At 72.7% G+C, this 13,746-nt stretch carries 14 protein-coding genes, 6 tRNA genes and 1 pseudogene; 12 read left to right on the top strand and 9 right to left on the bottom strand.

The features are described 5' to 3' along the window. Positions 1-59: 59 nt before the first annotated feature. The 4 genes from ACZ562_RS10485 (at position 60) to ACZ562_RS10470 (ending at position 2,935) form a co-directional block, all read left to right on the top strand. Positions 60-335, top strand: coding sequence for a hypothetical protein (locus ACZ562_RS10485; RefSeq protein ID WP_471176041.1), 276 nt, complete (start codon positions 60-62; stop codon positions 333-335). Positions 336-534: 199 nt separating this feature from the next. Continuing rightward, a complete protein-coding gene (locus tag ACZ562_RS10480) occupies positions 535-744 on the top strand; it encodes a hypothetical protein (protein ID WP_471176038.1) in 210 nt (69 codons plus the stop codon). Between the two features lie 879 nt (positions 745-1,623). Beyond that, positions 1,624-2,562: a phosphotransferase family protein gene (locus tag ACZ562_RS10475; protein ID WP_471176035.1), complete on the top strand. Its 939-nt coding sequence runs from the start codon at positions 1,624-1,626 to the stop codon at positions 2,560-2,562. A gap of 79 nt (positions 2,563-2,641) precedes the next feature. Further along, entirely contained in the window at positions 2,642-2,935 is a 294-nt protein-coding gene (locus tag ACZ562_RS10470) for a TFIIB-type zinc ribbon-containing protein (protein WP_471176032.1), read from the top strand. A 51-nt stretch (positions 2,936-2,986) separates the two neighbouring features. Here the strand turns inward: ACZ562_RS10470 and ACZ562_RS10465 are convergent. From ACZ562_RS10465 to ACZ562_RS10445, 5 genes are all read right to left on the bottom strand, one after another. Then, positions 2,987-3,061: transfer RNA gene (locus ACZ562_RS10465), tRNA-Val, on the bottom strand. A gap of 30 nt (positions 3,062-3,091) precedes the next feature. Beyond that, positions 3,092-3,163 (bottom strand) — tRNA-Val (locus ACZ562_RS10460). Between the two features lie 23 nt (positions 3,164-3,186). Continuing rightward, positions 3,187-3,258 (bottom strand) — tRNA-Val (locus ACZ562_RS10455). Between the two features lies 1 nt (position 3,259). After that, positions 3,260-3,333, bottom strand: a tRNA-Cys gene (locus ACZ562_RS10450). A gap of 39 nt (positions 3,334-3,372) precedes the next feature. Further along, a tRNA-Gly gene (locus ACZ562_RS10445) sits at positions 3,373-3,445 on the bottom strand. 178 nt (positions 3,446-3,623) lie between these two features. On the opposite strand from ACZ562_RS10445, the gene ACZ562_RS10440 reads away from it, so the two are divergent. From ACZ562_RS10440 to ACZ562_RS10430, 3 genes are read left to right on the top strand one after another with little or no spacing between them, the layout of a single operon-like run. Continuing rightward, positions 3,624-4,757 carry a chorismate-binding protein gene (locus ACZ562_RS10440; protein ID WP_471176029.1) on the top strand — a complete coding sequence of 378 codons (1,134 nt, stop codon included), beginning with the start codon at positions 3,624-3,626 and terminating at the stop codon, positions 4,755-4,757. Then, positions 4,754-5,575 (top strand): aminotransferase class IV, encoded by an 822-nt coding sequence (locus tag ACZ562_RS10435; protein WP_471176025.1) that lies wholly within the window; start codon positions 4,754-4,756, stop codon positions 5,573-5,575. Before ACZ562_RS10440 ends, ACZ562_RS10435 begins: the two co-directional genes overlap by 4 nt. Positions 5,576-5,629: 54 nt before the next feature. After that, positions 5,630-6,454 carry a GNAT family N-acetyltransferase gene (locus ACZ562_RS10430; RefSeq protein WP_471176022.1) on the top strand — a complete coding sequence of 275 codons (825 nt, stop codon included), beginning with the start codon at positions 5,630-5,632 and terminating at the stop codon, positions 6,452-6,454. Between the two features lie 7 nt (positions 6,455-6,461). On the opposite strand, the gene ACZ562_RS10425 is transcribed toward ACZ562_RS10430, so the two are convergent. Continuing rightward, positions 6,462-6,983: a DsbA family protein gene (locus ACZ562_RS10425; RefSeq protein WP_471176020.1), complete on the bottom strand. Its 522-nt coding sequence runs from the start codon at positions 6,981-6,983 to the stop codon at positions 6,462-6,464. A 185-nt stretch (positions 6,984-7,168) separates the two neighbouring features. Here ACZ562_RS10425 and ACZ562_RS10420 point away from each other — a divergent pair, with 185 nt between their 5' ends. Both ACZ562_RS10420 and ACZ562_RS10415 read left to right on the top strand, forming a co-directional pair. Beyond that, entirely contained in the window at positions 7,169-7,612 is a 444-nt protein-coding gene (locus ACZ562_RS10420; protein WP_471176017.1) for a hypothetical protein, read from the top strand. A gap of 154 nt (positions 7,613-7,766) precedes the next feature. After that, a complete protein-coding gene (locus ACZ562_RS10415) occupies positions 7,767-7,919 on the top strand; it encodes a hypothetical protein (RefSeq protein ID WP_471176014.1) in 153 nt (50 codons plus the stop codon). 63 nt (positions 7,920-7,982) lie between these two features. Here ACZ562_RS10415 and ACZ562_RS10410 read toward each other — a convergent pair whose 3' ends face one another. Beyond that, the gene (locus ACZ562_RS10410) at positions 7,983-8,543 is read right to left on the bottom strand and encodes a CGNR zinc finger domain-containing protein (RefSeq protein ID WP_471176010.1); all 561 of its coding nucleotides are present in this window, start codon (positions 8,541-8,543) and stop codon (positions 7,983-7,985) included. Between the two features lie 967 nt (positions 8,544-9,510). Next, complete coding sequence (locus tag ACZ562_RS10405; protein ID WP_004002642.1) at positions 9,511-9,924, bottom strand: SsgA family sporulation/cell division regulator; 414 nt, start codon at positions 9,922-9,924, stop codon at positions 9,511-9,513. A gap of 191 nt (positions 9,925-10,115) precedes the next feature. Between ACZ562_RS10405 and ACZ562_RS10400 the strand changes: the two genes are divergently transcribed. The 3 genes and pseudogenes from ACZ562_RS10400 to ACZ562_RS10390 form a co-directional block, all read left to right on the top strand. After that, on the top strand, positions 10,116-10,568 hold the full coding sequence (locus tag ACZ562_RS10400) for a TIGR02611 family protein (protein WP_471176007.1): 453 nt from the start codon (positions 10,116-10,118) through the stop codon (positions 10,566-10,568). A 78-nt stretch (positions 10,569-10,646) separates the two neighbouring features. Then, positions 10,647-10,718, top strand: a tRNA-Val gene (locus ACZ562_RS10395). Between the two features lie 236 nt (positions 10,719-10,954). Beyond that, a pseudogene (locus ACZ562_RS10390) lies at positions 10,955-11,249 on the top strand (extracellular solute-binding protein); the annotation flags it as partial. A 64-nt stretch (positions 11,250-11,313) separates the two neighbouring features. Here the strand turns inward: ACZ562_RS10390 and ACZ562_RS10385 are convergent. After that, positions 11,314-13,731 carry an SCO7613 C-terminal domain-containing membrane protein gene (locus ACZ562_RS10385; protein WP_471176004.1) on the bottom strand — a complete coding sequence of 806 codons (2,418 nt, stop codon included), beginning with the start codon at positions 13,729-13,731 and terminating at the stop codon, positions 11,314-11,316. Positions 13,732-13,746: the final 15 nt, after the last annotated feature.

The following is a 13,746-nucleotide window of genomic DNA, read 5'->3' as shown; positions in this document are numbered from 1 at the left end:
AGGCGGGGTTTGGTCTGTCTGTGATCCCAACCACCAGTCGCAGAAGGGGGATTAAACCCGTGAAGGGTGACCGCGTGGAGATAGTCGTTGACGCAGGGGACACGACGCGCACATACGAGGTGGTGGCGAGCAGAGCGGGCCGCCGGGTGGAGACGGCGGTACGCCGAGGTGTCGTGGAAGTGAGCGAAGTCACCCGCAGCGGCTCTGTGGTCCGCACGGCCCGCTTCATGGCCACGCGGGTCCTGGCCCTGGTCGAACAGCCGGTGCCGCGCGAGGACGGCTCGGAAACATCGGGGCACTCCGGACGCCCCCTCCGGGAAGACCCCGAGACCTAGGACCCCGTCTCCACCCAGGGGAGTACATCGCAGGTCACGGCTCATCCTCGGGGAGGCCCGCCAATCGGTACGAGGGCATGACGTGCGTCGGGCGCCGGACGCCTAGATTTGAGGTCAAGCGGCGGGTGGCAGCACTCGTCCCCCGAGGTCAGACGCCCGCCGCTGCCAACGACAACTGAGAAAGGTCAGGAGAGGGACCATGGCCCACACGGCACCGCGGACACTGATCCGCACCCAGGAGCGCAAGGCGTACGCCCCCGTGCTCCGCCCCCGCCGGCAGGGCCGCCGCCACCCCTTGGTGGCGACGCTCATGGCTCTCCCCCTGGCGGCCCTGCTCCTCCTCGTCTTCGACGGCTGGGAGACGGTGGCCACACAGGCGTCGTCCGTGGGCGTGATGCTGGGGCGCTGAGCGGCGACCCCAGGCCCGGAAGAGCGGTCCGGGCGGGGACATCCACCCATGAAACCCCGTGGGGACGGGGGTGCGACGGACGGCACAAATGCCGGCGCAGCTGGGGAGCTGCGCCGGCATTGCTGTGTCCCGCGCCTGAACCAGCGCCGCTCTCGCGGAGGTGGCTGTCGGCTGTGGGGGCTGCTCCATCGATGGTTGCGGTGCATACGGGGTCGTTGCGGCGGCCGGCGTTTGCGGGCGCAGCTGCCTCCGCTCTGCGCCGCCAGGTCGGCCCCGGTGCGCAGCCGACGCGGTCTGGCTGTGGGCGGTCGGCGCCGTCTGCCTGTGGGTTCACGCAGTCTGCCTGTGGGTGGTCGGCGCCGTCTGGCTGTGGGTGGTCGTTTCGTCAGGCTGTGGGTGGTCGATGCCGTCTGGCTGTGGTGGTCGTGCTGTCTGGCTGTGGGTGGTCGATGCCGTCAGGCTGTGGGCGGTCGGCGCCGGCATGCTCGTGCAGTCGTGCCGTCTGGCTGTGGGTGGTCGTTTCGTCTGGCTGTGGGTGGTCGTTTCGTCAGGCTGTGGGCCGTGGGCGCCGTCTGGCTGTGGTGGTCGTGCCGTCTGGCTGTGGGCGGTCGGCGTCGGCATGCTGCGGCAGTCGTGCCGTCAGGCTGCGGGCAGTCGATCCGTCCGGCTGTCGGCAACCGGCGCCGTCAGGCTGCGGGCAGCCGGGCCCGCTCGACTGCGGGCGGGCGTCCGCTGCGGCGGCGCACGTCTCAAAGGGGGGCGGCACCCCGCCAGCGCCGGGCCGCGCTCCACCCCCGCAGCCACAGCGCCGGGTGCCTGACACCCCGGCCGAGCCCCTGCGTACCCTCGCGAGCACACCCGCACGCTCCAGGGAGCCCCGTGACCGCCGACCCCCTCCTCTCCGAGCTGGCCGCCAGAGCCGAGGCCAAGGCCCACTCGGCGGCCGCGGCCTGCCCCTGCGGGGCAACCACCCTCGCCGACCGCCCCGACGCCACCGTCGTCCGCCACGCGGACACCGTCGCCAAGGCCCACGCCCCGGACACGCCTCTCACCGAGCTCACCCTGCGCCTCACCGCCGCCACCCGCCTCCCCGGCATCCTCCTGCCCCCGCTCAGCCCGGCGCCGCTCGACCTGCACGGTCGCCCGGTGACGTTCTGGCCGTACGGTGCCCCCGTGGATCCGGACGACCCGGACGCGGCTCCCTGGGAGGAGGCCGCCACGCTCCTCGCCGTCCTCCACCGCACCCCCGCCCCGGCCGCCCTGCCTCCGATGCGCGGCCCCGCCAAGGCGGCCCGCGCCGTCTCCCGGCTCCGCGGGGCAGCGGCCGCGCACCCCGCCACCGCCCCCGTCCTGCGCGCCTGGTCCGCCCTCCCGGGCTGGGCCCGCGCGATGGCCCCCATGCCGGACACCACGACCCTCTGCCACGGCGATCTCCACCTCGGCCAGCTCGTCCGCCACCCGGCCCCCGACGGATCCTGGCTGCTCATCGACGTGGACGACCTCGGCACCGGCGTCCCCGCCTGGGACCTGGCCCGCCCGGCGGCCTGGTACGCCTGCGGCCTGCTCCCGCCCGAGGAGTGGGCCCGCTTCCTGGCCGCCTACCGCGCCGCGGGCGGCCCGGCGGTGCCCGCGGACGGCGACCCCTGGCCCGCCCTGGACGTGCCGGCCCGCGCCCTCACCGCGCAGACCGCCGCACGGGCCGTCGCCAAGGCCGTCGCGGCCGACCGGCCCCTGGACGAGGTGGAGGAGGCCGTCGTCGACGCCTGTGACCGAATGGGTTCGGCCCCGCCGCAGTTGGCTGCCGGACTCGCGAAGTAGGGTGCAACCGACCACAGCCGGACAGAGTCTGTCCTGGCGAAACACGAAGCAGGACCTACCGGCGAGGAGTTGAGCCGACATGCAGTGTCCGAAGTGCCATGCGCCGATGCACACCTACAACCGCAACGGCGTCCAGATCGAGCAGTGCAGCGGCTGCCGCGGCATCTTTCTCGACTACGGCGAGCTGGAGGCGCTGACCCGCCTGGAGTCCCAGTGGTCCCAGCCCGCCCCGCCGCCCCCCGGCGCCCCGCAGGCGTACCCGGCTCCTCAGGCCCCCGCCTGGGGCGCCCAGCACGGTGGCGGCCACTACGGAGGTCACCACGGCGGCCACCACCGCCACAAGAGCTTCGGCCACATGCTCTTCTCCTCCTGACCGGAGGGACGACGAAGCCCCCGGCCGTACAAGACGGCCGGGGGCTTCGGCTGGTGCGCGATACTGGGATTGAACCAGTGACCTCTTCCGTGTCAGGGAAGCGCTCTCCCGCTGAGCTAATCGCGCAGGTCGGACCTGCTGATCGTGCGTACTGCGTGCGCGATACTGGGATTGAACCAGTGACCTCTTCCGTGTCAGGGAAGCGCTCTCCCGCTGAGCTAATCGCGCGGGGACCCGGTGAGCCGGGCCAGTGGACGATACTGGGATTGAACCAGTGACCTCTTCCGTGTCAGGGAAGCGCTCTCCCGCTGAGCTAATCGTCCTTGGAGGTGGAGACGGGATTTGAACCCGTGTAGACGGCTTTGCAGGCCGTTGCCTCGCCTCTCGGCCACTCCACCAGGAGCGCAGGGGTTCGGGATGATCCCCCACTTCCTGCGAGCGGACGACCAGGTTCGAACTGGCGACCTCAACCTTGGCAAGGTTGCGCTCTACCAACTGAGCTACGTCCGCTTGTCGTTTCCGTTCCGCTTGCGCGGCCCGGCGACGTGTTGAACTCTAGCGGATTCCCGGGCCAGCACAAAAACGCGTTTGTGCAGCGTGCTGCGCTGCACCTGCTCACCGACGTGGTCAGGGCACCGGGAAGGACGTGGTCAGACCATGTGCCGGACACTCGCCATAGACTCGAGGCGTGCTCCGCCTCCCTCCTCTCGCCCGCTTCGGCGACCGTGTCGCCACGGGTCTCCTCGACGTCACCAGCGATCCCTCGGCCCTGGACTCCACCGGCTTCTGGGCCGTCTGCGCGGACTACGAGGGCGGTCTGACCTGCGCCCGCTTCAGGGACGTACGGCGAGAGCCCGTGCCCGCCCCGGTGCCGGGCAGGTGGCGCGGGCCGGCGGCCGGTGACTGGACGACGTCCCTCGACCGTGCCGAGTACACGGCGGGCGTACGGCGGATCCGCGAGCACATCGCGGCCGGCGAGGTCTACCAGGCGAACCTCTGCCGGGTCCTCTCCGCGCCCGTGGCACCCGACGCCGACGTGGACGCACTGACGGCCCTCCTGGCGCGCGGCAACCCCGCACCGTACGCAGGAACGATCCGCCTGCCCGAGCACGGCGTCGAGATAGCCACCGCGTCCCCCGAGCTGTTCCTGCGCCGGGACGGCCGGACCGTCGAGTCCGGCCCGATCAAGGGCACCGGGCGGACCGAGGCGGACCTTCAGCAGAAGGACTACGCCGAGAACGTGATGATCGTGGACCTCGTCCGCAACGACATCGGACGGGTCTGCGTGACGGGCAGCGTCACCGTGCCCGACCTGTGCGTGGTCGAGAAGCATCCGGGACTGGTGCATCTCGTGTCGCTCGTCCGCGGCGAGCTGCGCGCGGACGCCGGCTGGCCCGAGCTGCTCGCCGCCGCGTTCCCGCCCGGCTCGGTCACCGGCGCGCCCAAGTCGAGCGCCGTGCGGATCATCGACGCGCTGGAGACGGCGCCCCGGGGCCCCTACTGCGGCGGCATCGGCTGGGTCGACGCGGACCGGGGAACGGGTGCGCTCGCCGTCGGGATCCGCACCTTCTGGATCGACCGCGCGGAAGGGACGCTGCGGTTCGGCACCGGCGCCGGTATCACCTACGGCTCGGATCCCGAGGGGGAGTGGCGGGAGACCGAACTGAAGGCGTCCCGGCTGCTCGCGGTAGCGTCGGGAGCGTACGAGGTGACTGAAGACGGACTGACGTGCCGTGCCCATCCGGGGGACGACCCACGGACCCCCGGCCGAAAAGACGTGCCGGACGTGTCTGGCGCAACATCACGAGGTAAAGACCAGTGAAGCTATGGCTCGACGGCGGGCTGCAGGACACCGAGTCCGCCCGTGTCTCCGTCTTCGACCACGGGCTGACCGTGGGCGACGGCATCTTCGAGACGGTGAAGGCGGTGCACGGCAGGCCGTTCGCGCTCACCCGCCATCTCGACCGGCTGACCCGCTCCGCCCGTGGTCTCGGCCTGCCCGACCCCGACCACGACGAGGTCCGCCGCGCCTGCGCCGCCGTCCTCGAGGCCAACCCGATGCCGCTCGGCCGGCTGCGGATCACGTACACCGGCGGGCACGGCCCGCTCGGCTCCGACCGCGGCGAACACGGCCCCACCCTCGTGGTCGCCCTCGGCGAGACCGCCCGCCGCCCGGACTCCACGGCCGTGATCACGGTCCCCTGGATCCGCAACGAGCGCGGAGCCCTCACGGGCCTGAAGACGACCTCGTACGCCGAGAACGTCGTCGCACTCGCCCGCGCCCACGAACACGGCGCTTCCGAGGCGCTGTTCGGCAACACGGTCGGGCAGCTCTGCGAGGGCACCGGGTCCAACGTCTTCGTCGTCCTCGACGGCGAGATCCACACCCCGCCGCTCGCCTCCGGCTGCCTCGCCGGCATCACCCGTGCACTGACCGTCGAGTGGACCGGCGCCAAGGAGACCGACCTGCCGCTGGACGTCCTGGAACGCGCGGAGGAGGTCTTCCTGACCTCCACGCTGCGGGACGTACAGGCCGTGCACCGGGCCGACGACCGCGAACTGCCCGGTGCGCCGGGCCCGGTGACCGCCAAGGCCATGCGGATCTTCGACGAGCGGGCCGGGGACGACCTCGATCCGTGAAGGCCCGGAACATTTGGACTGACCTGGCGCGCGGCAATGGGTAGAACATCGGTGATGACCACGACCCTGCGGCCGAACGAGCCGCTCCAGCGTGCCGCCGACGGGGCGCTGTCGCGCCACTACCAGGTGTGCGTGAACAGCCGTCCCGTCGGCGCGATACACCTCGCGACGCACCCCTCCTTCGGGCCTGCCGTCGCCCGGATCGAGGACCTGCGTATCGAGGAGCCGGACCGCGGGCGCGGGCGAGGCGCCGTCGCCGCTCTCGCCGCCGAGGAGGTCGCGCGGGGCTGGGGCTGCCGGCAGCTGGAGATCAGGGTGCCGGCCGAGGCCGAGGCCGCGCTGCGGCTCGCCACAGCGCTCGGCTACGTCCATCGCAACCGGGGCATGGAGAAGCGACTCGGCTCCACCGTGCCCGAACTGCCCCGGGGCAGCCGGGGCAGACCCATGACCGAGGCGGAGTACGGGCCGTGGAACGAGCACGGCATCGCGGACTACGCCCGGGACTGGACCGACCGCGGCGTGCCCGAGGACGAGGCGTGGGCCAAGGCGGAGCGGGACCACGCGCTGCTGCTGCCGCGGGGCCTGGCCACCGAGGACATGCTGCTCAGCGTCCTGGAGCACGAGGGCACCCGAGTCGGCTGCCTCTGGCTGGCCGTCATCGGGGACAAGGCGTTCGTCTTCGGCGTCGAGACGGACGAGCCCCACCGCGGCCGGGGCCACGGCCGCTCCCTGATGCTGCTGGCCGAGGCCCAGACGCTGGCCGCCGGCAGACATGTCCTCGGCCTCAACGTCTTCGCGGGCAACACCCCTGCCGAACGGCTGTACGAGTCACTGGGGTATGTGACCGTCGGGTACTCGATGTACAAGAACCTGCTCTGAGCTCACCTCACGCGCGCTCGGCCAGCAGCCGGTCCGCGATCTCCTCGATGCGCTCGCGCAGCCCTTCCTGGCTCTTGCCGCCGTCGAGGCGCTCGCCGCCGATTACGTACGTCGGGGTGCCGGTCACGCCGATCGCCTTGCCCTCGGCCTGGTCGGCGTCGACGATCAGGATGTGCCGGCCGTCGATCAGCGCGGTGTCGAACTCCTCGGCGTCCAGGCCGAGTTCACGGGCCACCTCGATCAGAAAGGGTTCGCCCCCGCGTTCCAGCTCCTCGACCCGGCCGAGCACGGCCTCCACGTACGGCCAGCCCTGACCTTGCTCCGCGGCCTCCTCGGCGGCCTGCGCCGCGGCGAACGCGTGCTTGTGCTTCTCCAGTGGGAAGTGCCGCAGCCGCAGCTCCAGACGGTCGCCGTAACGGGCGCGCAGGGCGCGAAGGTCGTCCAGGGCGCTGCGGCAGTCCGGGCACTGCAGTTCGCACCAGACGTCGAGGACCGGCGCTGCGGAACGGCCGGGGGAGGAGTCACTCATGGGCACAGTCTCCCAGCCGGGGCTCGGAGGACCGAATCGGTACGGTCCCGACCGGCACCTGCGGAGGAGCCGACCCGGAGATGTCCCTGATGTCCGGTCGGAACATGGCCGGGCGGGCACCGGGCGGTGCAGGATGGAGGGGACGAAGTGGTCCCTGCCCGACCGAGCCCTGCCTGGAGGACCGGATGATTGCCGAGACCGTCTGTTCCGCCGTGTCCGCGGCCGGCCTGGGCATCGCGGCGGTCACGGCGTACCGCAAGCGCTTCCTGGCGGCCGCCCGTATCGCCGCCTACGCCCTCGTCCCCCTCGGGCTGGTGATGACCGGGGTGGTCGAGTGGGCCGCCGACACCGCCTTCAGCCCCACGGCCTGGGCCGGCTTCGGCGTGCTCGGCGCGGCCTGGGCGCTGTTCGCGACCACGCGCGCCGTGGAGCGCCGCCGCGGCGTCACCCGCAAGGAGCGCAAGGAGGCCAAGGGCGCCGCGCAGCGCGACGCGGTGGCTCCCGCGGCCTCGGCGCCTTCGCTGGGGTCCGGCGCTCGTCCGGCGGCCCGCCCCACGACCCCACCGCGCGCCGAGTCCGCCGACGACTTCAGCGACATCGAGGCCATTCTCAAGAAGCACGGCATATGACGGCCGGGGAACGGACCGAAACGACACAGCGGGTCGGCGCGCGTCCGCAAACGATCACGAGCTGAACCGAAACTCACGGATTCCAACGAACTCCCCCTCCTCCCGGGCGTGTTGATCGCGCCATGAGCGCCCGCTGCGTCATCATCGCCGCGAGATGCTGGACACGACACAGAGCGAGCCCGCGCCGCCGCAGGACGAGCCGCGCGGGTGCCTCTTCGCCCTTTCCCAGCCACCGCTGATGATCTTCCTTGCGGTGATCGGGTGTCTGCTGCTCATGGCTTCGTTGCACGACCTGCTGATGCTGTGAGCCGTACCCGTGGTTCCCGGCGCCACCCGCCGGGGGCCACGACACACCGACGTCTCGCGGGCGTCAGCCCGCCGCCTCCTTGCGCCGGGCCCGGTACGCGGCCACGTGCAGGCGGTTTCCGCAGGTGCGGCTGTCGCAGTAACGCCGCGAGCGGTTGCGGGAGAGATCGACGAACGCGCGCCGGCAGTCGGGGGCCTCGCAGCGCCGCAGCCGCTCCTGCTCACCGGCCACCACGAAGAACGCCAGCGCCATGCCGCAGTCGGCGGCCAGGTGGTCGGCGACGGAGGCGCCGGGTGCGAAGTAGTGCACATGCCAGTCGTAGCCGTCGTGGTCCGTGAGCCGGGGGGTGGTGCCCGCGGCGGCGACCAGTTCGTTGATCAGCCCGGCGGCCGCCCGGGCGTCCGGGGCCGCGAAGACCGCGGCGAACCGCCCGCGGATCTTGCGCACCGCCGAGAGGTCGAACTCCGAAAGCGTCCTGACATCACTGACTTCGTGGTTTCGTACAAAATCCTCGAGGGCCGCCACGTCCGGCAGCGCGTCCGGTGTCGCGTCGTCCTCCGGTGCGGTGTTCACCAGATCCACCACGGTGTCGAGTGCGCACCGGGTGTCGTGGGTGATCAGCACGTTTTCGCTCCCTGGCCTGGGGGACGGGCGGGCGCCCGCCGATGCTGGCCGATGGTAGTGGCTCCCGAACCCCCGACACCGGCCCTCCCGCGCTTGCCGATACAACGGCACGGACCACACGGGGGTTCCCGGCGGTCCGGATCCCCTGCACACACCGCGCCGACACCCGCGCCTCGCGCGTCCACGGCCGACAGGTGGCCGTTCCACCCACCGGCCAGAGCGCCCGCCCTGCCGGGGGCGGGCTGGTGCCCGCCGTGCCGGGCAGCCGCCGGTCCGGTTGGGGGGCCGGGCTCCTGGGGCCCCTGGTGCCCGCCGTGCCGGGACAGCCGCCGCCCGTCGTGCCCGGGGGCGGCTGGTCCTGCCCGCTGTGCCGCGGGCAGCCGGGTGTGCTGTCGGCACCTTGGTGGGGCGCCTGGTGCCTGTCGTGCCGGGACGGCCGCCGCCCGTCGTGCCCGGGGGCCGGCTCGTGCCGGCTGCGCCGCGGGCGCCTCGTGGCCGTCGTGCCGGGACCGCCGGTGACCGCCCCGGCCGGGGTCGGCTGGTGGCGGCTGTGCCGGGCGGGGCTGGAGTCCGACGACCGGGGTCCTGCTTGATGGGGCGCTTCGTGCCCTCCTGCCGGGGCGGCTGGTGCCTGTTGTGCCGGGGCGGCTGCTGCTCGCCGTGCCCTGGACGGCCGGCGCTCCTCCAGCCACGGGCAGGCGTGCCGCTGGGGCGGCGCCTGTCCCGCAGAGGGCGGCACCCCGCCGACGCCGGGTTGCGCGACCTGCCCCCAGCCACCTCCGACGGCGCATCCACAACTCCGGGCCGGGCAGTCCGCACACCCGCGCACCCCCACCTGACGCAACCGACGCCGCCCCCGCGGAGCGATCCCGCGGTGACGGCGTCGGCCGGGTGCCGTATTCCGGCTGTCTGGGCCCGAGCCGTCTCCCCGAGTGGACGGCGCCGGGCGGCTCTGTGGGGTCTCGCCCTAGCTTTCCGCCAGGATGTGCGAGAGTTCCTGATCAAGGTCGAAATGCCGGTGTTCCGTGCCGGGCGGCACGGCCGCGTCCGTCCGCTTCAGGAAGGACTCCAGGGCCCGCGCCGGGGCTTCGAGCAGGGCCTCGCCCTCAGGAGAGCTCAGGGCGATGCACACGACGCCCTGGCCATGACTGCGCGAGGGCCAGACACGGACGTCGCCGGTGCCGGTGGGCCGGTGGAGGCCCTCCGCGAGGAGGTCGCGGGCGAACACCCACTCGACGGTCTCCTCGGCTCCGGTGTGGAAGGTGGCGTGCACGGCGTAGGGGTCGGCCGTGTCGTACCGCAGGCCTGCGGGGACAGGCAGGGAGGACTCGCTCGACACAACGAGGCGCAGGTGCAGCTCGCAGCTGACCGTGGTGTTCATAAGCGCCAGGGCCTTTCGCTCAGTGTGCGCTCGGGGATTCGCACGTCGGCGAAATCGACATGCCACCTACGGTGCCGTTGTAAACCCCTCTGAGTGTTTTGCGTGTCTTTACGTAACTCTTCCGGCCGAGAACCCGTTCGCACGGTACGACCATTCCGGTGACTGGTTTCCGTCGGGTAGGGTTTGGCCGTATGAATACGGGGAGTGACGAGCCGGGCGAGGTGGCCGTGGCGTCGGACGAGACGAAGACGGACGGGGCGAAGAGCGAGCAGGGGCTCGGCTCGAAAGCGCCGGAATTCATCAAGGCGCGCCGGATGCTGCACGTCAGCTGGCAGGTCGGCGTCTTCATCATCGGGCTCGCGGTCGTCGCCGCCGGCGTCACCATGCTGGTGTTGCCCGGGCCCGGCTGGGTGGTGATCTTCGGCGGCATGGCGATCTGGGCGACCGAGTTCGTCTGGGCCCAGCTGGTGCTCCGCTGGACCAAGCGCAAAGTCACCGAGGCGGCCCAGCGCGCCCTCGATCCCAGGGTGCGTCGGCGCAACATCACCCTTACGGTGATCGGCCTCGTGATCGTGGCCGTACTCGTCGGCGTCTACGTGTGGAAGTTCGGCTTCGAGATGCCGTGGAAGATCAAGGACCAGTGACCCGCCAAGGGGGTTGCCCGGCCGGTCGTCGCTGGTCACAGGCACCCCCTGACATGGGGTAATGTTCTTCCTGCGCCCGGGCGATTAGCTCAGTGGGAGAGCGCTTCGTTCACACCGAAGAGGTCACTGGTTCGAACCCAGTATCGCCCACCCGGATGCGACGGCCCGTCTGCGAGAGAGCAGGCGGGCCGTCGTCGTGCGCGCGCGGTCGGCGCGTGTGGAAACAGGTCCCGTCGGCGCAGGAGGAAGGGCCGGCCGGCGAGGTGGGCGAGGCAGTCCTCCTCCGGCCACCGGGTATCACCGCGCCCGCACTCCCAAGTCCCCACCGCCCGGACGACGATCCATGGCAAGCGGCAGTGACACTGCGGGGGAGGGCCCACGGGACGGTGACGATCCGTTACCCGTGGTGAGGTGCCGACGAGCGGGCGAAGGATCAACGCGGCCATCGCGCTCTTCGAGAAGAAGTACCCGAAGATCAAGGTGAAGACGGACTTCCAGGAGTATGTGTCTTTCTGGGAGAAGTTCCAGACACACGCGGCCGGTGGAAATCCCCCGGGCGTTTTCCGGAACGCCGTTGGATTTCCTCGGCAGTACGACGAGAGAGGCATCCTTCTCGGCCTCAAGTCCCGGGTGGACGCGGGCAACCTGAGCCTGGACAACTTCCGTGCCGGGGTCACGAAGGCGGCGAGGTGGCAACGCCACCAAGGCCGACCGCTGCCGGGCGGCAGGATGCGGTAACCGCCCGTCAGCTCATCCTCCCGAGGACCTCCCGCACCCGGCGGACGTCCCGCAGCCGCTGCTCGTACGTCGCGCCGAGGGCGAGCAGCAGCAGTCCGGCGACGGCGGGGGGAACCCAGCGGGGGAGTGCGTCGGTCACCTGGACGAGATACGGGGCGAGTTCGTGCAGCGCGTCCAGCGCGAGCGCCGAGCCGCCGAGCAGGAGCGGGGCCTGGAGGCGGTGCCGGGCGCCCAGCACCGTCACCAGCAGTGCCGCGGTGCCCAGCAGCAGCGGGCGCGTCCAGTGGGCGTCGCCCCATGCCGCGAGGAGGCTCGGCAGCAGGGTGGCGGCCAGACCGGGGCCGTATGCCGTCCAGGACGACGCCGCGGGATCGCGGTGCCGGCGCAGGGCGCCGACGAGCAGCGCGAGGACCGTGACCGGCAATGTGTAGGCCTCCGGGGTCCCCACGTCCCAGGCCGCCAGCCGTACCCAGGTGGCCGACAGGAAGAGGGCGGCGGCCGCGTAGCCGACGGGGCGGCGGTCGGCGCGTACGGCGGTACCGGCGGCGATCACGCCGCACAGGGCGAGGACCAGCGCCAGCACGGGCGGGTCGGTGACCGCCGCGAGGCCCACGGCGACAAGGGCCGCGACCGCTCCCGCCGCCTCGACGGCCACCGTGACGGCGGCCCCGCCGCCCCGCGGTGCGACCAGGGCCGCGGCCACGGGCACGGCGAGCACCAGCAGCGCGGTGTGCTGCGGCGGCCAGTCAAGCGAAGCACCCACGGCGCACATGAGCCCGGTGGCGTACATGAGGGAGGCGGCGGCGGAGACGGGGGCGAGGCGCTGCCGCCACGCGGCCACCGCGAACAGGACGGTCAGCGACGCGAGCACGGCGAGGGTCGCCGGTTCGGCGGCCAGGGAGAGGAAGCCGAGGCAGACGGAGGTGAGCAGGGCGAGCCCCGTCGCCGTCCGTGTCACGAACCCCAGGAGAGCCACCGCTGACAGCCCGTACGTCACCAGGCCGACGGCGTACGGCAGTTCCAGCGCCGGCGGGACGACGATCACCCCCGCCCAGGCCAGGGTCAGCGCGGCCGTCAGCGCCCGGGGCCGGTGCTCCGTGCCGCGAAACGCCAGGGCCGCCAGCGCGGCGACCGCGGCGAGGACGAGCGGAGCCGTCGCGGCGTGCGGCGGCCAGAGGGCGTCGGCCGTCGCCGCGTCGCGGGCGTCGGCCGGAGCACCGGACCATGCGCGCCACACCCACGTGGCCGGCCCCAGCAGTGCGACACCGACGACCGGCAGCGTCCACAGCACCGCGCACGCCTGCACGGCCCCGGAGGCCCCGGTGACACCCCGGCGTACCGGTTCCGGGAGCGAGCCCCGTACGGCCGCCGGTGCGGGGATGCCTCGCACCGCCCCCAACAGCGCGATCCCGCACGCCAGATACGCGGGCACCAGCCACTCGCCGGGCAGTGAGGCGCGCAGGACACCCCCGGCCCCGGCGACCAGGAGCACGCCGCCCGCCACCGCGGTGCCCGTCGCGAGCCCCGGCCGAGGGGTGAACCACGCGGCACCCAGCGCGATCGCCGCCGCGAGGAAGAAGAGCGCCGCCGCACGGGCGGCGGCGCTCGGACCGGCCGCATCGAGGGAGATGAGGCCGGTCGCCAGTGCGCCCACGCCGCCCGTGCCGAACGCGCCGCCGACGGCGACGAGACGTACGGACCGCACGGACACCCGGAGCGCGACAACCGTGTCGAACGCGGCAGTCAGCAGCACCGCGGCCGTGATCGTGTGGGGCCCGCCCCCGGCGGCGAACACCCAAAGCGGCAGCGGGAGTTGTCCGACGACGACGGCGGCGGGAAGCGGGAGACGCAGGGTGACCGCGGCCGGGCGGGCGGCGAGCGCCATGCCGTACGCCGCCCACACCGCGGCCAGCACCGTCGCCGCGGCAGCCGTGTACGTCACGCCGTCCGCCGCCGTGAACGCGACCTCGTACAGGGCGTACGCGTCCAGCAGCGTCAGCGCGAGTCCGAGGGCCGCCACCGACTCGGCGGTCGAACGCAGGCCCCGGCGCAGCAGCGCCACGGGCGCGGCGAGCGCCGCCAGGGTGACGGCGCCGAGCACCAGGGCCCGGCCGGCGATCCCCAGATGACCCCAGCTGACCAGTGTGAACACCATCGCCGCGATGGTGAGCAAAACGCCCCCGAGCAGGAGGAGGACGTTCTGCACGCCCGGGGCAGTGGCGTCCGGGCGGGGCGGCCCCGCGGGCGCCGGAGGGAGCGGCCGTACCGGCTGAAGCGCGGTGACCAGCCAGGCGCGCCGGGCCAGCAGCTGGGTTCGGCGGGCGTCCAGGTGCCACAGCTCAGTGTCGAGGAGCCGCAACTCCTCGGCCGGGGGCGGGATGTGCGTCATGCCCTGGAGTGTGGTCGGCGTCACCTGGCACGGCATGAGTCCGGCTACTCA

It is taken from the genome of Streptomyces sp. NPDC040410 (genome assembly GCF_055595715.1).
The sequence above is the reverse complement of the archived record's forward strand: the minus strand, read 5'-3'. Positions and strand labels throughout refer to the sequence as shown.